This window comes from Variovorax paradoxus B4 (assembly GCF_000463015.1).
GTDB classification, from domain to species: Bacteria; Pseudomonadota; Gammaproteobacteria; order Burkholderiales; family Burkholderiaceae_C; genus Variovorax; species Variovorax paradoxus_E.
Genome location: NC_022247.1, coordinates 4,499,684 through 4,522,128, shown reverse-complemented (window position 1 = coordinate 4,522,128; position 22,445 = coordinate 4,499,684). Strand labels below are relative to the sequence as shown.

Genomic DNA, 22,445 nt, shown 5'->3' with positions numbered 1-22,445 from the left:
TTCAGGCCGGGCGCTGCGCGCAAACGCTGCAATGCGGATCGCGCGCCACGCGCAGCGTGTCGAAGCTGGTGCTTCGTCCATCGAACATCAACAGCTTGCCTGCGAGCGAGGGGCCGATGCCGGCCAGCAGCTTGAGCGCTTCGCTGGCCTGCAGCGTGCCGATGGTTCCTACCACGGGGCCGAATACGCCCAGCACTGCGCAGCGCGTTTCCTCGAAGGCCGCGTCGGGCGGAAACAGGCAGGCGTAGCAGGGCGAGGCGGCATCGCGCGTGTCGTAGACGCTCAACTGGCCGTCGAAGCGGATCGCGGCGCCTGCCACCAGTGGCTTGGCATGCGCCACACAGGCGCGGTTGACGGCGTGCCGCGTGGCGAAGTTGTCGCAGCAATCGACCACCACGTCCGCCGCCGCGACGAGCCGCGAGAGCAATCCCTCGTCGGCGCGCAGGGCGTGCGTTTCGATGGCGATGTCGGGATTGATGTCGCGCATGGCCTGCGCGGCGGATTCGACCTTGGGGCTGCCCACGCGGGCGTGGGTGTGGGCGACCTGGCGCTGAAGGTTGGTGAGGTCGACGTCGTCGTCGTCGACCAGCGTGATGTGGCCGACACCCGCGGCCGCCAGGTAGAGCGCGACCGGCGAGCCCAGCCCGCCGGCACCGATGACAAGAACACGGCCGGCACCGACACGCGTCTGCCCGTCGATGCCGAACTCCTCGAGAAGAATGTGGCGCGAATAGCGCAGCAGGTCGTGATCGTCCATGCGCGCCTCGGCCCGCCTCAACGGCTTCAGTTTTCCTTCTTCTCTTCCTTGTTGTCGACGATGACCTGCGTCTTGCTGACCAGCACCGGCTGGCCCTTGAGGCGGTTGAGCGCCTGCACCAGCGGAAAGTCCTTGTCGGTGCCGAATTCGGGCACCTTGCGGTCCTGCGGCGGCTTCTTGGCTTCTTCCTCGAGGCGCTTGCGGGCTTCGTCGCGGGCCTTTTCGCGTTCCGGGTCCTTCGTTTCAGGGCCCTGGCCGCTGGCCAGGTGCTTCTCGAGGTCGGCCTCGCGCATGCGCAGGGCGGCGAAGGGGCTGCCCTCGGCGCTTTCGTCGATCAGCACGTTGGGCACGATGCCCTTGGCCTGGATCGAGGTGCCGCTTGGCGTGTAGTAGCGCGCCGTGGTGATCTTGAGGCCCGTGTCCGGTCCGAGCGGACGCACCGTCTGCACCGAGCCCTTGCCGAAGGTCTGGCTGCCCATGACGGTGGCGCGCTTGTGGTCCTGCAGCGCACCGGCCACGATTTCGCTCGCAGAGGCCGAGCCTTCGTTCACCAGCACCACCAGCGGCACGTTCTTGAGGGCCGCGGGCAGGTTGCGCAGCGGGTCGCTGCCGGAGCGGCGCTGGTAGAACTCGGGCGCCGCCTTGTAGACGGACTTGCTCTCGGCCAGCTGGCCGTCGGTCGAAACCACGGTGACGTTCTCGGGCAGGAAGGCGGCCGAGATGGCGACGGCCGCGTCGAGCAGGCCGCCCGGGTCGTTGCGCAGGTCGAGCACCAGGCCCTTGAGGTTGGGCTCTTCCTTGTAGATGTCCTCGACCTTCTTCACGAAGTCGTCGACCGTGCGCTCCTGGAACTGCGACAGCCGGATCCAGCCGTAGCCCGGCTCCATGACCTTGCCGCGCACCGACTGGGTACGGATTTCCTCGCGCGTGATCGTGACCGGGAAGGTGCGGCTTTCGTCCTTGCGGAAGATGGTCAGCAGCACCTTGGTGTTGGCCTCGCCGCGCATGCGCTTGACGGCCTCGTTGAGCGACAGGCCGCGCACGGCCGTGTCGTCGATCTTGGTGATCAGGTCGTTCGGCTTCAGGCCCGCGCGGAAGGCCGGCGAGCCCTCGATCGGCGACACCACCTTGATGAGCCCGTCTTCCTGGGAAATCTCGATGCCCACGCCGACGAAGCGGCCGGTGGTGCCTTCCCTGAATTCCTTGAAGGACTTCTTGTCGAAGTACTGGGAATGCGGATCGAGCCCGGCCACCATCCCCGAGATGGCGTCGGAAATGAGCTTTTTCTCGTCGACCGGCTCGACATAGTCGCTCTTGACCATGCCGAACACCGCGGCGAGCTGTTGCAATTCCTCCAGCGGGAGCGGCGCGAGCGAGCCGCGTGCAACAGTCTGCAACGAGACGGTGGTCAAGACGCCGGCAACGGCGCCAGCGGCGACCCAGCCGGTAATCTTCAGTTTCTGACCCATCATGAGTGATTGTCCTTGTCGGCTGTCGAACCAATATACACAGCTTGGAAGCAAATTGCCTGCCGGGGTTCCACGGGGGAGTGCCGCCGAGGGGTTTTCTTTCTTCAGCCCTTGCCTTGCGAGGCCACCGCTGCGGCGGCCTTTTCGGCGGCCGCAGCGTCGCCGAGGTAGTAGTGGCGCAGCGGCTTGAGTTCGTCGTCGAGCTCGTAGACCAGCGGAATGCCGTTCGGGATGTTCAGGCCGACGATGGCGTCGTCGGAGATGCCGTCGAGGTACTTGACCAGCGCGCGAATCGAGTTGCCGTGCGCCGCCACCACCAGGCGGCGCCCGGTGCGGATGGCCGGCGCCATCGACTCGTTCCAGAACGGCAGCACGCGCGCCACCGTGTCCTTCAGGCATTCGGTCAGCGGGATCTGCTCGGGCGACAGCTTGGCGTAGCGCACGTCGGAGCGTTCGCTGCGCGGATCGTCGGCTTCCAGCGGCGGCGGTGGCGTGCCGTAGCTGCGGCGCCAGACCAGCACCTGCTCGTCGCCGTACTTCTTGGCGGTTTCGGCCTTGTTCAGGCCCTGCAGGGCGCCGTAGTGGCGCTCGTTCAGGCGCCACGAATGCACCACGGGCAGCCAGGTGCGGTCGAGCTCGTCCAGGGTGTGCCAGAGCGTGCGGGTGGCGCGCTTGAGCACGCTGGTGTAGGCCACGTCGAAGTCGTAGCCCTCGGCCTTGAGCAGCCGGCCGGCCTGCTTGGCCTGCTCGATGCCGGTTTCGGTCAGGTCGACGTCGGTCCAGCCGGTGAAGCGGTTTTCGAGATTCCAGGTCGATTCGCCATGGCGGATCAGTACCAGTTTGTGCATGTGGGAAGCCTTTGGCAGCGCTTGGGAAAACCAGCATTCTAAAATCCCAGGTTTGCCATCCAAGGAACCCCCGTGAAATTGATCGAATTCGTCACCGCGAACTGGATGCTGATCCTGATCGCACTCAGTTCGGGTGGCATGCTGGCCTGGCCGCTGGTCCGCGGCGCCGGCGGCGGCACGCTCACGGCCCAGGGGGCGGTGCATCTCATCAACCGCGAACGCGCGGTGCTGGTCGACGTGCGCGAACCCGAAGAGTTCGCCACCGGCCACATGATCGGCGCCAAGAACGTTCCCCTGAACCAGCTCGAGGAGAAGCTGACCGGCGCGGTCAAGAACAAGGGCGTGCCGCTGCTGCTGGTGTGCGCCACCGGAGCCCGCGCCCAGCGCGCCGTGGCCATGGCCAAGAAACTCGGCTACGAGCAGGCCCAAGCGGTTTCCGGCGGCCTGAAGGCCTGGAAAGACGCTAACCTGCCGGTTGAAAAAGCTTAAGTCTTCCCAAGGTAGAGCGTATGCAAGCCGTCAAGATGTACACCACCGCCTTCTGCCCGTACTGCGTTCGCGCCAAGCAGATCCTCAAGTCCAAGGGTGTCGAAGAGATCGAGGAAATTCGCATCGACAGCGATCCCGCGGCCCGCAGCACCATGATGGAAATCACGCAGCGCCGCACGGTGCCGCAGATCTTCATCGGCGGCACCCACGTCGGCGGCTGCGACGACCTGGTGGCGCTCGACGACCGCGGCGGCCTGATGCCCCTGCTGCAAGGCGCCTGATGCACAAAGCAGCCGGGCGTCACGGAAGCGGTCCGGCCGCGGGGCGATAATCGCCTGCTCATTCATCTGCAGCCCGCTGCGGGAACCTCTCCCCGGCGGGCATTGTTTTGATCCTCGAAAGTTCAGCCATGGCCGACCAGCAAGCCCAAGATCCCGTTTTCCAGATCCAGCGCGTCTACCTCAAGGACCTGTCGCTCGAACAGCCCAATTCGCCGGCCATCCTGCTCGAGCAGGAGCAGCCCACGGTCGACATCCAGCTCGGCGTGGACGCCCAGCCGGTGGCCGAAGGCATCTTCGAGATCACCGTGTCGGCCACCGTGCAGACCAAGATCCAGGACAAGACCGTGTTCCTGGTCGAAGCCAAGCAGGCCGGCATCTTCGAGATCCGCAACCTGCCCGAAGACCAGATGGGACCGATCCTGGGCATCGCCTGCCCGCAGATCGTCTATCCGTACCTGCGCGGCAACGTGGCCGACGTGATCCAGCGCGGCGGTTTCCCGCCCGTGCACCTGGCGGAAATCAACTTCCAGGCGATGTACGAGCAGCAGCAGGCGCAGGCCGCCGGCCAGCCCTCGCCGATCGTCACGCAGTAAACCCGGCACAGCGCCGCCAACGCCGATGAAGATCTGCGTTCATGGCGCCGGTGCCTGGGGCACGGCGCTGGCTGTCAACGCGGCGGGACGCCACGAGGTCACGCTCTGGGCGCGCGATGCGGCCCAGGCGGAGGCGATTTCCAAGGCGCGCGAAAACGTCCGCTATCTGCCCGGCCTGGCACTGCCGCCCGCACTCACGGTGCGCGCCGGCGATCTGCACCAGGCCCAGGCGGGCGCCGAACTCGTCGTGGTGGCCACGCCCATGGCCGCCCTGCGCGAGCAGCTCATTGCCTTGCGCGGTACGACCGCGCCGGTGGCGTGGCTGTGCAAGGGGGTCGAACCGGCGCTCGATGCCTCTCCAGCCTCCTATGGCCTGCTGGCCCACGAAATCTGGGGACAGGTCGCTCCCGAGCTGATAGCGGGCGTGCTCAGCGGCCCGAGCTTTGCGCAGGAAGTCGCCGAAGGCCGCCCGACGGCGCTGGTGGCCGCAAGCCCGCATGCCGCGGTGCGCGACGCGCTGGTCGATGCATTCCACGGGCCGGCCCTGCGCGTCTATGCCAACGACGACATCGTAGGCGTCGAGGTCGGCGGCGCCGTCAAGAACGTGCTGGCCATCGCCACCGGGCTGTGCGACGGCCTGGCGCTGGGGCTCAATGCGCGCGCGGCGCTCATCACGCGGGGCCTGGCCGAAATGACGCGCTTCGGACTGGCGCTCGGTGCGCGCGCCGAGACGTTCATGGGCCTTTCTGGCCTTGGCGACCTGGTGCTGACGGCCACCGGCGACCTCTCGCGCAACCGCAAGGTGGGCTTGCTGCTGGCGCAGGGCCAGACGCTGGCGCAGGCCGTCGCTTCGCTGGGCCATGTCGCCGAAGGTGTCTATTGCGCGCGCACCGTGGTGCAGCGCGCGCGGGGCCTGGGCGTGGAAATGCCCATCGCCGAAGGCGTGGTCGCGCTGCTCGACGGCCGGCTGAGCCCGCAGGAGGCGGTGGCCTCGCTGACCGGCCGCGATCCGGTGCCCGAGTCGGTTCGTCCCTGGATGCGTCCGGGTCGCGTGCCATGACCATGAATTACACACAAGACTGAAGAGACAAGACAGCCATGAGCCTTCGCTTTGATTTTTCGGCGCCGGCCGTGGCCGCGCTGGCCCAGGCCGACGCCGCCCGTGCTCTGCAGGAAGACGTGGGCGATGGCGACCTGACCGCCTCGCTGGTCGACCCCGGCCGCCGCGCCCATGCCCGCGTGCTGGCGCGCGAATCGGCCGTGCTTTGCGGCGCGCCCTGGGTCGAAGCCACCGTGCGGCAGATCGATCCGCAGGCCCGCATCCGCTGGCTGTGCGGCGAGGGCGAGCGCTGCGCGGCCGACCAGACCGTGCTTGAGATCGAGGGCACGGCGCGCGCACTGCTGACGGCCGAGCGCACCGCGCTCAATTTCCTTCAGCTGCTGAGCGCGGTGGCCACCAAGACGGCCCTTTACGCCGATGCGGTGCGCGGCACGCGCGCGAGCATCGTCGACACCCGCAAGACCCTGCCGGGCCTGCGCCTTGCCCAGAAGTACGCGGTGCGCACGGGCGGCGGCGTGAACCACCGCATCGGCCTTTACGACGCGGTGCTCATCAAGGAAAACCACATCGCCGCGGCCGGCGGCGTGGCCGCGGCGTTGCGTGCGGTGGCCCCGGCGGCAAGGAGCGCGGCCTTCGTCGAGGTCGAGGTCGAAACGCTCGCACAGCTGCGCGAGGCGCTGGCGGCGGGCGCGCGCATGGTGCTGCTCGACAACATGGACCTGCCGACCTTGCGCGAGGCCGTTCGCATCAACGGCGAGGCCGGCGACGACCGCAAGGCCGTGCTCGAGATATCCGGCGGCGTGACGCTCGAGGGCCTGCGCGCCCTGGCCGACACCGGTGTCGACCGCATCTCCGTCGGCGCGCTCACCAAGGATGTGAAAGCGATCGATTTCTCCATGCGTTTCCAGGAAGGCTGAGCGCGTCCATGGCTGCCTCTTCTTTCGTCATCGACGTCGACTACGAACAACCCGCGGCCGAGGCCGGCGCGGCCTGCGACACGCGCCATGCCTGGGCGCGCGTGCCGCCCGAGCCCTCGCAAGATGAGCGCAGCGCGCTCAAGGAACGCATTCGCCGCCTGCTGCGCGAGCGCAATGCCGTGATGGTGTCGCACTTCTACGTGCACCCGGACCTGCAGGACTTGGCCGAGGAAACCGGCGGCATCGTGAGCGATTCGCTCGAGATGGCGCGCTTCGGCCGCGACCATGCGGCGCAGACGCTGGTGGTGTCGGGCGTGCGCTTCATGGGAGAGACCGCCAAGATACTCTCGCCCGAGAAGCGCGTGCTCATGCCCGACCTGGACGCCAATTGCTCGCTCGACCTGGGCTGCCCGGTCGATGAGTTCAGCGCGTTCTGCGACCGGCATCCCGACCGCACCGTGGTCGTCTATGCCAACACCAGCGCGGCCGTGAAGGCGCGCGCCGACTGGCTCGTCACCTCGAGCTGCGCGCTCGACGTGGTGAGCGCGCTGCACGCCCAGGGCCGCAAGATCCTCTGGGCGCCCGACCGCCACCTGGGCGACTACATCCAGCGCCAGACCGGCGCCGACATGGTGAGCTGGAACGGCGCCTGCATCGTGCACGACGAGTTCAAGGCGCTGGAGCTCGAGCTGCTCAAGAAGGCGCATCCGGCCGCGAAGGTGCTGGTGCATCCCGAATCGCCGGCCGACGTGATCGCGCTGGCCGATGCGGTGGGTTCCACCTCGGCCATCCTGGGTGCGGCGCAGCGCATGGACGCGAGCGAATTCATCGTTGCCACCGACACCGGCATGCTGCACAAGCTGCGCACGCTGAACCCCGGCAAGACCTTCATCGAGGCCCCCACGGCCGGCAATGGCGCCACCTGCAAGAGCTGCGCGCATTGCCCGTGGATGGCGATGAACGGGCTGGTGGAGCTGGCGAACGCGCTGGAAACCGGCGCGGGCGAAGTTCACGTCGATCCGGCGCTGGGGCTGCGCGCGCGCGTGCCGATCGATCGGATGCTGGCGTTCACGGCGGGGCTCAAGAACGGGCAGGCGCCGGGGCGCCTGGTCGCGGGCATCGGCGCGGCCTGAGGTCTTGTTCCCTCTCCCCGAGGGGAGAGGGAGCGAGATTCAGAACTCCAGCGTGCAGCTGTCGCCTAGCGCCTCGCGCCACACGCGCACTCGCGCGAGCGAGGGCCGGAATTCGGGCAGCGCGTCCGCAATGAACAGGCACAGGTTCTCGAGCGTCGGTGGATGCAGCCCCGCCACGTCGTCGAGCAAGTGATGGTCGAGCTGCTCACGCACGTCGTCGAGCCGCTGGCGCAGCAATCCCAGGTCGATGACCATGCCCGTCACGGGATCGCGCTGGCCCGCGATCCAGACTTCGGCATGGTAGGTATGGCCGTGGATACGGCGGCTGCCCTCGGTTTCGATCTCGCGCTTGAGCGTGTGCGCGGCGTCGAAGAAAAAGCGTTGGCTGATGGTGAATCGCATTGAAAGTCTCCGCGCTCAGCGGATGCCGGTGATCTTGTGGGTCTGCACGCTGAGGCGCCAGGCCGGATGGCGCATGCATTCGGCAATGCACAGCTCGGTATGGGCCACGCGGTCGGGCCCGTCCATCGGCTGCAGGAAGCGGTGCGTGAACTGGCCGGTGCGCGCCACCTCGTCGAGGTCGAACCCGCCCTGCGGCCACACCAGCTTCAGTTCCTGCCCGCGCTGCTGCACCCATGGCGCACCGGCCTTGGGGCTGATGCAAAGCCAGTCGATGCCCTCGGGTGCGGCGACCGTGCCGTTGCTCTCCACCGCGATGCGAAAGCGCCGCGCATGCAGCGCGTCGACCAGGGCGGCGTCCACCTGCAGCAGGGGTTCGCCGCCGGTGAGCACCACCAGCCGGTGCTCGGCATCGTCGGCCGGCCATTGCGCGGCGATGGTGTCGGTCAGCAGCTCGGCATCCTTGAACTTGCCGCCCAGCGTGCCGTCGGTGCCGACGAAATCGGTGTCGCAGAAACGGCAGACGGCCGTGGCGCGGTCCTCCTCGCGGCCCGTCCACAGGTTGCAGCCCGCGAAACGGCAGAACACGGCCGGCATGCCGGCCTGGCCGCCTTCGCCCTGCAGGGTGTAGAAGATTTCCTTGACGCTGTAGGTCATGAGGGCATTGCGTCGATTTCGAGGTTGTCGATCAGCCGCGTGCCGCCCAGCCGCGCCGCGGCCAGCGCCACGAGCGGTTCGCCAGCCGAGGGCGCCTGCAGGTCGGAACGGCGCCGCAGCACAAGATAGTCCGGTTGCCAGCCGCGCTGCGCCAGTGCCTGCATTGCCCATGCTTCGATCGCGGCCAGATCGCGTTCGCCGGCTTGCACGGCTTCGGCCATCGCCTTCAGCGCCTTCGAGAGCTGCACGGCTTCCGTGCGCTCGGCCTCGCTCAGGTAGCCGTTGCGCGACGACAGCGCGAGCCCATCGTCCGCGCGGAAGGTCTCGCTGCCCACGATCTCGATCGGCAGCGCGAACTGCCGCACCATGTGACGGATCATCATCAGCTGCTGGTAGTCCTTCTTGCCGAACACGGCCACGCGCGGCTGTACGCACTGGAAGAGCTTCATCACCACCGTGCACACGCCGACGAAGAAGCCCGGGCGGAAATGGCCTTCGAGGATGTCGGCCAGCGCCGGGTCCGGGTGCACCTTGCAGGTCTGCGGCTCGGGGTAGAGTGCCTTTTCGTCGGGTGCGAACAGCACGTCGCAGCCGGCCGTGCGCAGCTTCTCGCAGTCGCTGTCCCAAGTGCGCGGATAGGTGTCGAAATCCTCGTGCGGCAGGAACTGCAGGCGGTTGACGAAGATGCTCGCCACGGTGATGTCGCCCAGCGGCCTGGCCTGCCTGATCAGCGCCAGGTGGCCCTCGTGCAGGTTGCCCATGGTGGGGACGAACGCGGGGCGCTTGAAGGCAGCCAGATGGTCGCGCAGTTCGGCGATGGTGTGTGCGATGTACATGGTCTCGGTTCCTTACTTACCAGGCGTGGAGTTGATCGTCGGGGAAGCTGCCGTCCTTCACGGCGCGCACATAGGCTGCGAGCGCCTCGCTGATGCTCGAAGCGTCGGCCATGAAGTTGCGCACGAACTTCGGCATCCGACCGAGGTTGATGCCCAGCATGTCGTGCAACACCAGCACCTGGCCGGCGGTCCCCTTGCCGGCGCCGATGCCGATGGTGGCGCATTGCTTCAGCTCGGTGGTGAGCTCGGCGGCCAGCGCGGCCGGCACCATCTCGAGCACCAGCATCGTCGCGCCTGCGTCCTGCAGCGCATGGGCCTGCTGCTTGAGGAGCGCGCCGGCGTCGCCCTTGCCCTGCACGCGGTAGCCGCCCAGTGCATGCACGGTCTGCGGCGTCAGGCCCAGGTGCGCGCACACCGGAATGCCGCGCTCGACCAGGAAGCGCACCGTCTCGGTGGTCCAGCCGCCGCCTTCGAGCTTGACCATGTGCGCGCCGGCCTGCATCAGCATCGTGGCGCTGCGCAATGCCTGCTCGCGCGATTCTTGGTAGCTGCCAAAGGGCAGGTCGGCAATCAGCCAGGCCGTGCCCTGCACGCGGCGCAGGCCGCGCGAGACGCTGTCCGTGTGATAGCGCATGGTGTCCAGTGTCACGCCCACGGTGCTCGCAAGGCCCTGGCAGACCATGCCGAGCGAATCGCCTACCAGCAGGCAATCGATGCCGGCCGCATCGGCCATGGCCGCAAAGGTGGCGTCGTAGGCCGTGAGCATCGAAATCTTCTCGCCGCGCGCATGCATGTCGGCCAGGCGCGGCAAGCTCACGGGCTTGCGCTGGGCAGGCGGCGAGGCGGGCGGCAGCGTGCCGTAGGGCGTGGCAGCTGGCGGTTCGGAACGGGTGGTGGTGTTCGACATGGTTGGGTTTCTCCCTGCGGGCGTCGGTGGCCGGGCATCCTTGAGTGAAGAAAAGACGAAAACGGGGTGGGTCAGTCGGCCGGCGGCACCAGCACCGTGGGCGCGGTGGGCTCGGCGAGCGAGGGATAGTCGCGGCTGAAATGCAGGCCGCGGCTTTCGTGGCGGGCCTGCGCGGAGCGCACGATCAGCTCGGCCACCTGCACCAGGTTGCGCAGTTCGAGCAGGTCGCGCGTGACGTGGAAGTTCGCATAGAACTCCTGGATTTCGGCTTGCAGCAGCGCGATGCGGTGGCTCGCGCGTTCCAGGCGCTTGTTGGTGCGCACGATGCCGACGTAATCCCACATGAAGCGGCGCAGTTCGTCCCAGTTGTGGGAAATGACCACGGCCTCGTCGGCGTCGGTCACCCGGCTTTCGTCCCAGGCTGGCAATTCGATGCGCTCGCGCGCCGCTGCCGCGGCAATGGCGCCGGCCGCAGCGCGCGCGAACACCATGCACTCGACCAGCGAATTGCTCGCGAGGCGATTGGCGCCATGCAGCCCGGTGCAGGCGGTCTCGCCGATGGCGTAGAGGCCGGACACGTCGGTGCGCCCGGCAAGGTCGCTCAGCACGCCGCCGCAGGTGTAGTGCGCGGCCGGCACCACGGGAATGGGCTCGCGCGTGATGTCGATGCCCAGTTCCGCGCAGCGCGCGAGGATGTTGGGAAAGTGCTCCTTCAGGAACGCCGGGCTCTGGTGCGAGATGTCGAGGTACACGCAGTCCAGCCCGTGCTTCTTCATCTCGAAGTCGATGGCGCGGGCCACCACGTCGCGCGGCGCGAGTTCGGCACGCTCGTCGTGCCTGGGCATGAAGCGCGTTCCATCCGGCAACTTGAGCAGCCCGCCCTCACCGCGCACCGCCTCGCTGATCAGGAACGACTTGGCGTGCGGGTGGAACAGGCAGGTCGGGTGGAACTGGATGAATTCCATGTTCGACACCCGGCAGCCCGCGCGCCAGGCCGCCGCAATGCCGTCGCCGGTGGCGGTGTCCGGGTTGGTCGTGTAGAGGTACACCTTGCCCGCGCCGCCGGTGGCCAGGATGGTGTGCGGCGCGCGGAAGCTCAGCACTTCGTCGGTTTCGTCGTCCAGCGCGTAGAGGCCCAGGCAGGCCGGGTCGTCCAGGCCGAGCTTGGTTCCGGTGACCAGGTCGACCAGCGTGTGGTGCTCGAAGAGCGTGATGTTCGGCGTGCGGCGCACGCGCTCGATCAGCGTCTGCTGCACGGCCGCGCCGGTGGCGTCGGTCACGTGCACGATGCGGCGCTGGCTGTGGCCGCCTTCGCGCGTCAGGTGCAGGCCGCCGCCTTCCTCCGAGAACGGCACGCCGAGCTCGCGCAGCCAGCCGATGGTCTCGGGCGCATGCTCGACGACGAAGCGCGTGGCCTCGGGGTCGCAGAGGCCGGCGCCGGCCACCAGCGTGTCTTCGACATGGGCGTCGAAGCTGTCGCCCGCGGCCAGCACCGCGGCGATGCCGCCCTGCGCCCAGGCGCTGGAGCCGTCGTTCAGGGCGCGCTTGGTCAGCACGGCCACGCGGTGCGTGGGCGCCAGGTGCAGCGCGGCGGAGAGGCCTGCGAGGCCGCTGCCGACGATGAGGACGTCGAAGTCGTGCACGGCGGATATCTCGAAAAATAGGGGTGGGTTCAGGCCGGCGAGTAGGCCAGCCGCACGTAGATCGGCGCGAAGGCTTCCGCCTGCGTGATGTCGATCAGCGTTTCCTTCGCCAGCTCGAGCATCGCGATGAAAGTGACGATCAGCACCGGCGCGCCGCGCGACACGTCGAACAGCTTCTCGAACTCGACGAAACGCTGCCCTTGCAGGTGGCGCAGCACGATGCTCATGTGCTCGCGCACGTTGAGTTCCTCGCGCGAGATCTTGTGGTGCTGCACGAGCTTGGCGCGCTTCATGATGTCGGCCCACGCATCGCGCAGCTCGATCACGTTCACGTCGGGAAAGCGCGGCTTGAGCGACTGCTCGATGTAGACCTGCCCCTTCCAGAAGTCGCGCCCGTAGGTCGGCAGGGCGCTGATGGCGGCGGCCTGCAGCTTGGTCTGCTCGTACTCGAGCAGGCGGCGCACGAGCTCGGCGCGCGGGTCTTCGGCCTCTTCGCCGTCCGCCACCTTCTTGGGCGGCAGCAGCATGCGCGACTTGATCTCGATCAGCATCGCGGCCATCAGCAGGTACTCGGCCGCGAGCTCGAGGTTCGTCTGGCGGATCTCGTCGACGTAGCTCAGGTACTGCCGCGTGAGCCCCGCCATCGGGATGTCGAGGATGTTGAAGTTCTGCTTCCTGATCAGGTAGAGCAGCAAATCCAGCGGGCCTTCGAAGGCCTCGAGGAAGACCTGCAGCGCCTCCGGCGGGATGTACAGGTCCTTCGGCATCGCGAACAACGGCTCGCCATAGAGCCTGGCGAGCGCGACCTGGTCGACCACTTCGGGCATGCTGGCCACGAGCGTGTCGTTGTCCTCGTTGCCCTTCATCGGGTGTTTGCTATCATTTCAATAGCTATTGCGGCGGCGGCGAACGATGGATGCCGGCTGGGCACCATTACTTGACTTGGGTCTGGTAGACGTACGGCTGCTGCGGCACGCGGGCTTCGCTGTACTCCTCGAGCAGGCTGCGGTCGAGGTGCTTGTCCCAGAGCAGGGCGCGGCCGGCACGCTGTTCGGATTCCAGCGTCGGCTTCTTGGCTTTCATCTCCTCGATGAAGTTGGTGATCTCGGAGGTGTAGTGGGGGCGGCGGAAGATGGACATAGACTGGACCTTTGTAGCGCGAATTTTACCGGGGATGGAATGAAGCAGCGGCAACGGTGGCAGATCGGCATGGCAACGGCGTTGTTGGCGGGGGTGATCGGGCTTGCGGGCTGCGATCCGCAGCGCATTGGCGAACTGGAGGAAGGCGTCTCCACCGAAGCCGATGTGCGCGCCAGATTCGGCGAGCCCGAGAACATCTGGGACGTGCCGAACGGCCGCGTGCTCGAGTACAACCGCCAGCCGCAGGGCCAGAAGAACTACATGATCACCATCGGCGCCGACGGCAGGATGAGCGCGCTGCGCCAGGTGCTCACGCCCGAGAACTTCGCCAGGGTGCAGCCGGGCATGATGATGGAAGACCTGCGCAAGATGCTCGGCAAGCCGGCAAAGATCACGCCCTACGCGCTCAAGCGCGAAACCGAGTGGGAGTGGCGCTGGTTCCAGCCGCCGAATTCGCCCATGGTGTTCACCGCCACGCTGAACGACGACCAGCGCGTGGTGCGCAGCGGGTCTTCGCCCGACCGGGGCACCGAGGCGAACTAGGGCGTGTTAACACTAATTGAACCGACCATGAGGGATGCGAGATACTTCATGCATGGAGATCACTCAAGCCCAGTTCGCCCGGATCGAGCACTGCCTGCCTGTGCAGCGCGGCAATGTCAGCCTCTCGAATCTGAGTGTGTTGAACGCGATCCTGTATGTCGCCGAGCATGGCTGCAAGTGGCGAGGCCTGCCCAAGCGCTTCGGCAACTGGCACACCATCTACACGCGCATGAACCGATGGTCCAAGAGCGGCGTACTGGATCGCGTGTTTGCCGAGCTTCAGCAGGCCCAGGTCGTGCGCATCAGGATCGAGGTGGTGTCGCTGGACAGCACCATCGTGAAGGCTCATCCCGATGGCACCGGCGCGTTAAAAAAACGGCCCCCAGTCGATCGGAAGATCCAGAGGCGGGTGGACCACCAAGATTCATATGGTTGCCGCGGATGCTCGAACGGCCGTAACGTTCTCGCTGTCACCGGGCCAAGCGCACGATGCACCCGCAGGACGCGCTTTGCTGAGCAGCTTGGGTGCACCCGACAGACCTGTGCACCTGCTCATGGATCGCGCTTACGAGGGCAATGAGACACGACAGTTGGCGCTCGATCTGGGCTTCATCCCCGTCGTGCCGCCGCTGAAGACTCGGCTCGAGCCGTGGGAGTACGACCGCGAGATGTACAAACGCCGCAACGAGGTGGAGCGACTGTTCCGACGCCTGAAGGGCTATCGCCGCATCTTCTCTCGCTTCGAGAAACTCGACGTGATGTTCGTCGGCTTCATTAGCTTCGCGCTGATCGCCGACGGACTTCGTTTGTGTTAACAGGCCCTAGTCCGCCGCGTGCGGCTGGCCGCTCGTCAGCTCATCGGCAAACCCCGAGCGCACGATCACCTCGAGCGGCTGGGGCTGCAGCGATTCCACCCGCAGCAGCCCGCCGCGCGCCAGCACTGCCCGGTGCAATTGGCGCAGCGCGTCGACGCCCGTGGCGTCCAGATAGATGAGGTGCGTGGCGTCGAGCACCACCGTCATGCCGCGCGGCGCGCTTTCGGCGGCGTTGACGGCCTCGTCCAGCTTGGCCGCCGCCCCGAAGAACAGCGCGCCATAGAGCCGGTAGGTGAGCACCGGCGGCTGCATCGTGACCAGCTCGACGCTGAAAAGCCCGCTCATGCGCCGGACGAAGAGCGCGCAGGCGAGCACGATGCCCACCTGCACCGCCACCGTCAGGTCGAACACGACGGTGAGGAAGAAGGTGCCGAGCATCAGCAGCCGGTAGTGGCGGCTGAAGTGCCGCAGCTGCCCCAGCGTGAACTCGCGCCATTCGCCCATGTTCAGACCCACGAAAACGAGGATGCCCGCCAGCACCGCGAGCGGCACGTGGCGCGCGAGCGGCGCGGCCAGCAGCACCACCGCCATCAGCGTGAGCGCATGCACGATGCCCGCGATCGGCGAACTGCCGCCGGAGCGGATGTTGGTCACGGTGCGCGCGATGGTGCCGGTGGCCGGCATGCCGCCGAAGAAGGGCGTCACCAGGTTGGCGATGCCCTGCGCCATCAGCTCCTGGTTCGGGTCGTGGCGCGGCTGGCCGCTGAACTGGTCGGACACGCGCGCGCACAGCAGCGACTCGATGGCGCCCAAGAGCGCGATGGTGAGCGTCGGCGTGACCAGCTGCTTGACCGTTTCCCATGAAAAGTCGGGCAGCGCAAAGGCCGGCAGGCCTTCGGGAATGCCGCCGAAGCGCGTGCCGATGGTTTCCACCGGCAGCTCGAAGCCCCACGACACCAGCGTGAGCGTGACCAGCGCGACGATGGGCCCCGGCATGCGCGCGCCCACCTGCACCGCGCGCGTGCGCGCCATGCGCCCCGCCAGGCGCTGCACCGCATGGCCCACTTTCGATTCGCCCTGCAGCAGCAGCGGCCAGATCACCAGGCCGACCACGCAGGCCAGCCCCAGCGCGAAGGCGTAGGGGTTGAAGCTGCCGATCTGCAGCGCCATGGCATGCAGCTGCGAGAACACGTCCGCCGGCATCTTGGCGATCGTCAGTCCGAGCAGGTCCTTGAGCTGCGACAGAAGAATGAGCACCGCAATGCCGTTGGTGAACCCGACCACGATCGACAGCGGCACGAAGCGCACCAGCCGGCCGAGCCCGAACAGCCCCGCCGCGAACAGCAGCACGCCGGCGCAGGCGGTCGATATCAGCAGGTTCGCCACGCCGTAGCGCTCGACGATGCCGTAGACGATCACGATGAACGCGCCGGCCGGCCCGCCGATCTGTACCGCCGAGCCGCCCAGCAGCGAGATCAGGAAGCCCGCGATGATCGCCGTCCAGATGCCGGCCTCGGGCTTGAGCCCCGAGGCGATGGCAAAGGCCATGGCCAGCGGCAGCGCCACGATGCCCACCGTGGCGCCTGCCCCCAGGTCCCTCAAGAAGCGTTCCCGGCTGTAGTCCGCCATGGCGTCCAGGAGGCGCGGGCGAAAGCGGGTGATGTTCAGCGGTGACTGCATGTGGCGTCCATTGTGTACTGCGCGCTACGTGCGCAGGAAAGCTTGCGCCGTGGCGCAGGACGCAGCCGCAAAGGCGCTGCTGGCTCAGTCGCTGTCGGGAATCACCGCATCGGCGGCCGCGCCCACGGCCTTGCCGGTGATGCGCGCGGTGCCGATGGCTGCATCGGCCGCAAGGCCGACCGCGCCGGCGCCCACGCTCACGGCGGTGCCGGCCACGGTGACCACGGCGCAGCCGCCCAGCAGCAAGGCGCCAGCGAGGCCGAGCGCCGCGAGAACGAAAAGTCGGAAGCGGGAGCGAGGGCTTTGCATGCGCGGATTTTGCACCCGCGCGCTCACTGCCGCAGCAGCCCCGCCAGGATGGCTTCCCGGTCCTGGTCCAGCCGCGGCGGCTGCCGCAGGACCTGCGTGCGGTGTCCGCCCACGTGCACCGGATTGCCCGCCACCGTGAGCGACCGGCCGCCCTGCGTGCGAACCTGCACCAGCATCTCGCGCGCCTGCACCTGCGGGTCGTTCACCACCGCGGCCACGTCGTTGTAGTCGCCCGTGGGAATGTTGTGCTGCATCAGCAGCGCCTGCCAGTGCGTGCAGGGCGCCGAGGCCAGGCGCTGCTCGAGCACTTGCTTCAGCGCCTCATGGTGCCGGCAGCGCGCGGGATTCGTGGCAAAGCGCGCATCCTCGGGCAGCGCCGGCAGTTCGAGGGCCGCGCACAGGCGCTGGAACAGCGCGTCGTTGCCCGCCGCGATCACGAACCAGCCGTCCGCCGCGCGGAACACGTCGAACGGCGTGATCGACGGATGCCGCGAGCCGATGGGTCCCGGCGCGCGCCCGTCGGCCTCCATGCGCGAAATCGCGTTCTCCAGTAGCGCGACCTGGCAGTCGAGCATCGCCACGTCCACGCGGTCTCCCAGGCCGGTGCGCCCGCGCTGCAGCAGCGCGGCCTGCGTGCCGATGGCCGCGTACAGGCCGGCGCCCAGGTCGCCGATCGACACGCCCACGCGCGTCGGCGGCGCGCCTGGATGGCCGGTCAGGCTCATGATGCCGCCCATCGCCTGCACCACCATGTCGTAGGCGGGGCGCCGGCTGTAGGGGCCGGTCTGGCCGAAGCCCGAGACCGAGGTGAACACCAGCCGCGGAAAGCGCCCACGCAGCGTGGGCCAGTCGTAGCCGAGCTTCTCCATCGTGCCGGGCCGGAAGTTCTCGACCAGCACGTCGGCCGTGGCCAGCAGCTGCTCGAAGATGGCCCGGTCGGCCGGCGCCTTCAGGTCCAGCGCGATCGACTCCTTGTTGCGGTTGACCGACATGAAGTAGGCCGAGTCGCCCTCGACGAACGGCCCGATCTGCCGCGCGTCGTCGCCCAGGCCTGGTTGCTCCACCTTGATCACGCGCGCGCCCAGGTCGGCGAGCAGCAGCGTGCAGTAAGGCCCCGCAAGCACGCGCGTCAGGTCGATGACGGTGAAGCCCTGCAGCGGGCCGCCCTTCGATCCTTGCGATGTGGCCGGCGTCATTCGACGGTCGCGCCGGAACGCTCGGTGAGTTCCTTCGACTTCGCGCCCTCGGCGAGCGCCCAGCTGCGGAACTCGGCGAGCGACTTCGAGGGCGCCGATTCGTTGCCCGATTTCTCGAGCCGCGCCTTGACCTCGGGATCGTCGAGCGCAGCCACGCTGGCGTCGAACAGCTTCTGCGCCGTCTCCGGCGGCAGGCCTGCCGGCGCGAACAGCCCGAACCAGAAGGTGTAGTCGTAGCCCTTCACGCCGGCCTCGGCGACGCTCGGCACGTCGGGGAAGAGCGGCGAACGCCGGCCCGAGGTGACGGCCAGCACGCGCAGCTTCTGGCCCTGCGCCATCGGCAGCACCGAGGGCGGCGTGCCGAAAGTCAGCTGCACGTCGCCGGCGGCCACGGCCTGGATCGACGGAGCGCCGCCCTTGTACGGCACGTGCAGCATGGTCACGCCGGCCGCCTTCTCGAACGACAGGCCCGCCAGATGCGTCACCACGCCGGTGCCCGACGACGAATACGCCAGCTTGCCCGGCTTCTGCCGCGCCTCGGCGATGAGTTCCTGGACGTTCTTCGCGCTTACGTCCTTGTTGACCGCGAGCAGCATCGGCGCGGAGCTCCAGCGCGAGATGGGCACGAAGCTCCTGGCGCCGTCGTACTTCACGCCCTTGTAGAGCAGCTTGTCGCTGCCGTAGAGATTGCCGCTGCCCAGCAGCAGCGTGTAGCCGTCGGGCGCCGCCCGCGCGACCTGGTCCGATGCGATGGTGGTGCCCGCGCCGGGCTTGTTGTCGATGACGATCGGCTGCCCGAGGATCTTGCCCAGCTTGTCGGTCACGATGCGCGCCACCGTGTCGGCGCCGCCGCCGGCGGGGAAGCCCACCACCAGCGTGATCGGGCGCGAGGGGTAGCTGTCCGCAAGGGCGCCGGCCGAGGCCAGCAGCGCGGCCGCTGCGAATGAAATGGCGCGAGCCTGGTGCATGTCTTGTCTCCTGTGTGTTGTCGAGGGGCCGAGGGGGAGGGCGCGCTCAGCGGCCCTTGAAGACCGGCGGGCGCTTCTCGCGCCAGGCGCGGCCGCCCTCGGCCAGGTCTTCGGATGCGACGGCGCGCTGCACCTCGCGCTGGATCGAGGCGGCATCGGCCGTGCCGCGCGCGATCTGGTTCAGGTGCTTCTTCATGCCCAGCAGCGCGAGCGGCGCCATGCCGGCCAGCGTGGTGCGCAGGCGCAGAACCTCCGCGTCGAGCGCCGCCGCGTCCTCGACCAGGTGCGTGAGGAATCCGCATTCGCGCATCGCGCTGCCGTCGAGCTTATCGGCGGTCAGAAAGAGCCGCTTGGCCGTGTCCAGCCCGAGGCGGGAGACATAGCGCTCCATGCCGCTCTGGTAGTAGTGCAGGCCGAGCCGGGCCGCGGGCATGAACATCTCGGCGGCCCGCACGCCCACGCGGAAGTCGCAGGCCAGCACCAGGTCAGTGGCGCCGCCGAAAACGCCGCCGTGCACCGCCGCAATGGTGACGGCGCGGCAGTTTTCCAGCGCATCGACCATGTCGCCGAAGCTGCGGCCCTCGGTCTGGCTGCTGGAGGCAACCTCTGATATATCGTAGCCACTGCAGAAATGTTTGCCCTCCGAGCGAACGACCAGCACCAGCACGTCGGGCGAGCCGTTCACCGTCTCCAGGTGGCGAACGAGCGCGGGCAGGTCCTCCGGCGTCAGCTTGTTGGCGGACTGCGGACGGCGCAGCGTAAGGTAGGCGACGTGGCCGTCGATCTGGAGGGTGGGAAGCATTGATGTACCAAATAAGTCAATTGATATATCTACAAGGTTAGCTAATATCCGCACACCCATGCAACCCGCGAAAACCCTCGACGCAAGCAGCCTGCAGGACCAGATCCGCGGCCGGCTCGAAAAAGACATCCTGGACGGCACGCTGTCGCCCGGCATGCCGATTGACGAAAAGGCCCTGGCCGCGAGCTTCAACACCTCGCGCACGCCGGTGCGCGAGGCCTTGCTGCTGCTGAGCGCGCGCGGGCTGGTCGACATCGTTCCGCGCACTGGCATCTACGTGCGCCAGCTGCGCGCGAACGAACTCGTCGCCATGATGGAAGCGCTCGGCGAACTCGAAGGGGTGCTGGCGCGGCTGGCGGCGCTGCGCATCGGCCCGGCGCTGCGCGGCGAACTGCAGCGCGCGCTCGAAGGCACGGCCGCGTGCGCGCAGGCGGACGATGCAGAGGGCTACCAGCGCGCCAATGCCGCGCTGCACGACGTGATCTACCGCGCCAGCGGCAACCCCTTCATCGTCGAGCAGGCGCAGACGGTGCGCCTGCGCATCGCGGCCTACCGCGGGCGGATGTTCGAGAAGCCCGGGCGCCTGGCCGCCTCGCAGCGCGAGCACGAGCGGGTGGTGGAGTGGATCCTGAAGGGCCACGCGGACAACGCCGCGGAGGCGATGCGCGACCACATCTCGGTGGGCGGCAAGGTGTTTGCCGACCTCGTGCTGGTCAACAAGCTCGGCTAGTTACCCAGCCGTACCCTGTTTCTCAACGAACGCGCATGCCCGGCGTCGCGCCCGGCCAGGGCTCGAGCACATGGATGCCGGGGTTGGCTTTTTCGTCGCCATGGCTCGCCGCCAGCACCATGCCTTCGCTGAGGCCGAACTTCATCTTGCGCGGCGCCAGGTTGGCGACCAGCACCGTGAGCTTGCCCACGAGCTGCTCGGGCTGGTAGGCCGAGGCGATGCCGCTGAACACGTTGCGCGTCTTGCCCTCGCCCGCGTCGAGCGTCAGGCGCAGCAGCTTGGTCGAGCCCTCGACCTTCTCGCAGGCCACGATCTGCGCGATGCGCAGGTCGATCTTCGCGAAGTCGTCGATGGTGATGGTGGGGGCGATCGCTTCGCCGCCCGGCAGTGCATCGGTCGCCGTTTCCACGGCGGCAGCAGGCGCCGGCTCGTCGGGTTCGAACAGCTGGTCGACCATCTTGGCGTCGGCACGCTGCATCAGGTGCTTGTACTCGCCGATGGCGTGGCCGGTGGGCAGGCTCTGCGCGGCATCCGCCCACGTGAGCGGCTCGATCCCGAGGAAGGCCTCGACGTTCACTGCCAGCGCCGGCAACACCGGCTTCAGGTACAGCGTGAGCAGGCGGAAGGCCTCGATGCACACCGTGCACACGTCGTGCAGCCGGGCCTCCTGGCCTTCCTTCTTGGCCAGCTCCCAGGGCTTGTTCTGGTCGACGTACTCGTTCACCTTGTCGGCCAGCGCCATCACCTCGCGCAGCGCGCGGGCGTAGTCGCGGCCGTCGTAGAGCGAATGCAGCTGCGGCGCCGCGTCGCGCAGCGCGAACAGCAGTGCGTCGCCGTCGGCCGACACCTCGCCCAGCCGGCCGCCGAAGCGCTTGCCGATGAAGCCCGCCGCGCGGCTCGCGATGTTGATGTACTTGCCCACGAGGTCGCTGTTGACGCGCGCCACGAAGTCCTCGGGGTTGAAGTCGATGTCCTCGTTGCGGCCGTTGAGCTTGGCCGCGATGTAGTAACGCAGCCATTCGGGGTCCAGGCCGATCGAGAGGTACCTGAGCGGGTCGATGCCGGTGCCGCGGCTCTTGCTCATCTTCTCGCCGCTGACCGTGAGGTGGCCGTGCACGTACACCGCGTCGGGCGCCTTGCGGCCGCTGAAGTGCAGCATCGCGGGCCAGAAGAGGGTGTGGAAGGTGATGATGTCCTTGCCGATGAAATGCACCTGCTCCAGGTCAGGGTCGGCCATGTACTCGGTGTACGAGATGCCGTCGCCGGCGAGCTCGATGCAGCGCTTGTCGAGCAGGTTCTTCAGCGACGCCAGATAGCCCACGGGCGCGTCGAGCCACACATAGAAGTACTTGCCCGGCGCATCGGGAATCTCGATGCCGAAGTAGGGCGCGTCGCGGCTGATGTCCCAGTCGCCGAGGCCGCCCTTGCCTTCGTCGTCCTTGTAGAGCCACTCGCGGATCTTGTTCTGCACTTCGGACTGCACGTGGCCTGGCGCGGCGGTCCATTCCTTCAGGTAGGCCTCGCAGCGCGGGTCCGAGAGCTTGAAGAAGAAGTGGTCGGAGCTGCGCAGCTCGGGCTTGGCGCCCGACAGCGCCGAGTAGGGGTTGATCAGCTCGGTGGGCGCGTACACGGCGCCGCACACCTCGCAGTTGTCGCCGTACTGGTCCTTCGAGTGGCAGTTGGGGCATTCGCCCTTGATGAAGCGGTCGGCCAGGAACATGCCCTTGGCGGGGTCGTAGAACTGCTCGACGCTCTTGGTTTCGATGAGGCCGTTGGCGCGCAGGTCGCGGTAGATGTCCTGCGCGAGCTGGTGGTTCTCGGGCGCATCGGTCGAGTGCCAGTTGTCGAACGAGATGTAGTAGCCGTCGAGATACGGCTTGCGGCCGGCCGCGATCTCGGCCACGAAGGCCTGCGGCGTCACGCCGGCCTTGTCGGCCGCGATGGTGATGGCCGCGCCGTGCGCGTCGTCGGCGCAGACGAAGTTGACCTCGGCGCCATTCATTCGCTGGTTCCGCACCCAGATGTCGGCCTGGATGTATTCCATCATGTGGCCGATATGGAACTTGCCGTTGGCATACGGCAGGGCGGTGGTGACGAAGAGCTTGCGCGTGGCGGACATCGGGGAGGGCGCTTTCGGGGAGTGGCGAACTTGCGGGGAACCCGACATTTTAGGTGGCGGCACCGCAGCATGCCGAATGCCGTCGATCCGGGTGCCTGCATCGGCGGTTTTGCCGCGTCGGGCGGACCCCCGGTGACCCGAAAGGCGCCGGGGT

Annotated in this window: 25 protein-coding genes; 9 read left to right on the top strand and 16 right to left on the bottom strand. The window is 67.8% G+C overall.

Annotation, left to right across the window (positions count from 1 at the left end):
• Window position 1 precedes the first annotated feature (1 nt).
• The 3 genes from VAPA_RS21045 to gpmA form a co-directional block, all read right to left on the bottom strand.
• Window positions 2–757: a HesA/MoeB/ThiF family protein gene (locus VAPA_RS21045; protein WP_021008784.1), complete on the bottom strand. Its 756-nt coding sequence runs from the start codon at window positions 755–757 to the stop codon at window positions 2–4.
• Between the two features lie 26 nt (window positions 758–783).
• Window positions 784–2,226, bottom strand: a complete 1,443-nt coding sequence (locus tag VAPA_RS21040) for a S41 family peptidase (RefSeq protein WP_041946543.1) — start codon at window positions 2,224–2,226, stop codon at window positions 784–786.
• Window positions 2,227–2,330: 104 nt separating this feature from the next.
• Window positions 2,331–3,074, bottom strand: a complete 744-nt coding sequence (gene gpmA / locus VAPA_RS21035) for a 2,3-diphosphoglycerate-dependent phosphoglycerate mutase (RefSeq protein WP_021008782.1) — start codon at window positions 3,072–3,074, stop codon at window positions 2,331–2,333.
• A gap of 105 nt (window positions 3,075–3,179) precedes the next feature.
• Between gpmA and VAPA_RS21030 the strand changes: the two genes are divergently transcribed.
• From VAPA_RS21030 to nadA, 6 genes are all read left to right on the top strand, one after another.
• Window positions 3,180–3,563 (top strand): rhodanese-like domain-containing protein, encoded by a 384-nt coding sequence (locus tag VAPA_RS21030; RefSeq protein WP_413470485.1) that lies wholly within the window; start codon window positions 3,180–3,182, stop codon window positions 3,561–3,563.
• Between the two features lie 20 nt (window positions 3,564–3,583).
• Window positions 3,584–3,844, top strand: coding sequence for a glutaredoxin 3 (gene grxC / locus VAPA_RS21025; RefSeq protein ID WP_021008780.1), 261 nt, complete (start codon window positions 3,584–3,586; stop codon window positions 3,842–3,844).
• 128 nt (window positions 3,845–3,972) lie between these two features.
• Window positions 3,973–4,437, top strand: a complete 465-nt coding sequence (gene secB / locus VAPA_RS21020) for a protein-export chaperone SecB (RefSeq protein WP_015866874.1) — start codon at window positions 3,973–3,975, stop codon at window positions 4,435–4,437.
• Window positions 4,438–4,462: 25 nt separating this feature from the next.
• Window positions 4,463–5,497: an NAD(P)H-dependent glycerol-3-phosphate dehydrogenase gene (locus VAPA_RS21015; protein ID WP_021008779.1), complete on the top strand. Its 1,035-nt coding sequence runs from the start codon at window positions 4,463–4,465 to the stop codon at window positions 5,495–5,497.
• Between the two features lie 38 nt (window positions 5,498–5,535).
• Window positions 5,536–6,414: a carboxylating nicotinate-nucleotide diphosphorylase gene (gene nadC / locus VAPA_RS21010; protein WP_021008778.1), complete on the top strand. Its 879-nt coding sequence runs from the start codon at window positions 5,536–5,538 to the stop codon at window positions 6,412–6,414.
• Between the two features lie 8 nt (window positions 6,415–6,422).
• Window positions 6,423–7,547, top strand: coding sequence for a quinolinate synthase NadA (nadA, locus tag VAPA_RS21005; RefSeq protein WP_021008777.1), 1,125 nt, complete (start codon window positions 6,423–6,425; stop codon window positions 7,545–7,547).
• A 39-nt stretch (window positions 7,548–7,586) separates the two neighbouring features.
• Here nadA and VAPA_RS21000 read toward each other — a convergent pair whose 3' ends face one another.
• The 7 genes from VAPA_RS21000 to VAPA_RS20970 form a co-directional block, all read right to left on the bottom strand.
• A complete protein-coding gene (locus tag VAPA_RS21000; protein ID WP_021008776.1) occupies window positions 7,587–7,949 on the bottom strand; it encodes a 6-carboxytetrahydropterin synthase in 363 nt (120 codons plus the stop codon).
• Between the two features lie 15 nt (window positions 7,950–7,964).
• Window positions 7,965–8,603 carry a 7-carboxy-7-deazaguanine synthase gene (gene queE, locus VAPA_RS20995; protein WP_021008775.1) on the bottom strand — a complete coding sequence of 213 codons (639 nt, stop codon included), beginning with the start codon at window positions 8,601–8,603 and terminating at the stop codon, window positions 7,965–7,967.
• Window positions 8,600–9,439, bottom strand: a complete 840-nt coding sequence (gene panC, locus VAPA_RS20990) for a pantoate--beta-alanine ligase (RefSeq protein ID WP_021008774.1) — start codon at window positions 9,437–9,439, stop codon at window positions 8,600–8,602. The genes queE and panC overlap by 4 nt, the downstream gene beginning before the upstream one ends.
• A gap of 16 nt (window positions 9,440–9,455) precedes the next feature.
• Complete coding sequence (panB, locus tag VAPA_RS20985; protein WP_021008773.1) at window positions 9,456–10,346, bottom strand: 3-methyl-2-oxobutanoate hydroxymethyltransferase; 891 nt, start codon at window positions 10,344–10,346, stop codon at window positions 9,456–9,458.
• 71 nt (window positions 10,347–10,417) lie between these two features.
• Window positions 10,418–11,989, bottom strand: a complete 1,572-nt coding sequence (gene nadB / locus VAPA_RS20980; protein WP_021008772.1) for an L-aspartate oxidase — start codon at window positions 11,987–11,989, stop codon at window positions 10,418–10,420.
• Between the two features lie 29 nt (window positions 11,990–12,018).
• A complete protein-coding gene (locus VAPA_RS20975; protein WP_021008771.1) occupies window positions 12,019–12,855 on the bottom strand; it encodes a segregation and condensation protein A in 837 nt (278 codons plus the stop codon).
• Between the two features lie 67 nt (window positions 12,856–12,922).
• Window positions 12,923–13,129 (bottom strand): DUF3460 family protein, encoded by a 207-nt coding sequence (locus VAPA_RS20970; protein WP_021008770.1) that lies wholly within the window; start codon window positions 13,127–13,129, stop codon window positions 12,923–12,925.
• Window positions 13,130–13,198: 69 nt separating this feature from the next.
• Between VAPA_RS20970 and VAPA_RS20965 the strand changes: the two genes are divergently transcribed.
• Window positions 13,199–13,672, top strand: a complete 474-nt coding sequence (locus VAPA_RS20965; RefSeq protein WP_080666867.1) for an outer membrane protein assembly factor BamE — start codon at window positions 13,199–13,201, stop codon at window positions 13,670–13,672.
• 52 nt (window positions 13,673–13,724) lie between these two features.
• Window positions 13,725–14,487, top strand: a protein-coding gene (locus VAPA_RS34535; RefSeq protein ID WP_155248086.1) for an IS5 family transposase whose coding sequence is annotated in 2 segments (ribosomal slippage) — window positions 13,725–14,044 and window positions 14,043–14,487 — 765 coding nt in all. Because the reading frame shifts where the segments join, the coding sequence is not laid out codon by codon here.
• Window positions 14,488–14,493: 6 nt separating this feature from the next.
• On the opposite strand, the gene VAPA_RS20950 is transcribed toward VAPA_RS34535, so the two are convergent.
• The 5 genes from VAPA_RS20950 to VAPA_RS20930 form a co-directional block, all read right to left on the bottom strand.
• Entirely contained in the window at window positions 14,494–16,167 is a 1,674-nt protein-coding gene (locus VAPA_RS20950) for a SulP family inorganic anion transporter (protein WP_021008766.1), read from the bottom strand.
• Window positions 16,168–16,251: 84 nt separating this feature from the next.
• Window positions 16,252–16,476, bottom strand: a complete 225-nt coding sequence (locus VAPA_RS20945; protein WP_021008765.1) for a hypothetical protein — start codon at window positions 16,474–16,476, stop codon at window positions 16,252–16,254.
• 23 nt (window positions 16,477–16,499) lie between these two features.
• The gene (locus tag VAPA_RS20940) at window positions 16,500–17,672 is read right to left on the bottom strand and encodes a CaiB/BaiF CoA transferase family protein (protein WP_021008764.1); all 1,173 of its coding nucleotides are present in this window, start codon (window positions 17,670–17,672) and stop codon (window positions 16,500–16,502) included.
• Window positions 17,669–18,640 (bottom strand): Bug family tripartite tricarboxylate transporter substrate binding protein, encoded by a 972-nt coding sequence (locus tag VAPA_RS20935; RefSeq protein WP_021008763.1) that lies wholly within the window; start codon window positions 18,638–18,640, stop codon window positions 17,669–17,671. Before VAPA_RS20935 ends, VAPA_RS20940 begins: the two co-directional genes overlap by 4 nt.
• Window positions 18,641–18,686: 46 nt before the next feature.
• Window positions 18,687–19,442, bottom strand: a complete 756-nt coding sequence (locus tag VAPA_RS20930) for an enoyl-CoA hydratase/isomerase family protein (protein WP_021008762.1) — start codon at window positions 19,440–19,442, stop codon at window positions 18,687–18,689.
• 58 nt (window positions 19,443–19,500) lie between these two features.
• Between VAPA_RS20930 and VAPA_RS20925 the strand changes: the two genes are divergently transcribed.
• Entirely contained in the window at window positions 19,501–20,172 is a 672-nt protein-coding gene (locus VAPA_RS20925; RefSeq protein ID WP_021008761.1) for a GntR family transcriptional regulator, read from the top strand.
• 22 nt (window positions 20,173–20,194) lie between these two features.
• Here the strand turns inward: VAPA_RS20925 and metG are convergent, their stop codons facing one another.
• The gene (gene metG, locus VAPA_RS20920) at window positions 20,195–22,291 is read right to left on the bottom strand and encodes a methionine--tRNA ligase (RefSeq protein ID WP_021008760.1); all 2,097 of its coding nucleotides are present in this window, start codon (window positions 22,289–22,291) and stop codon (window positions 20,195–20,197) included.
• Window positions 22,292–22,445: the final 154 nt, after the last annotated feature.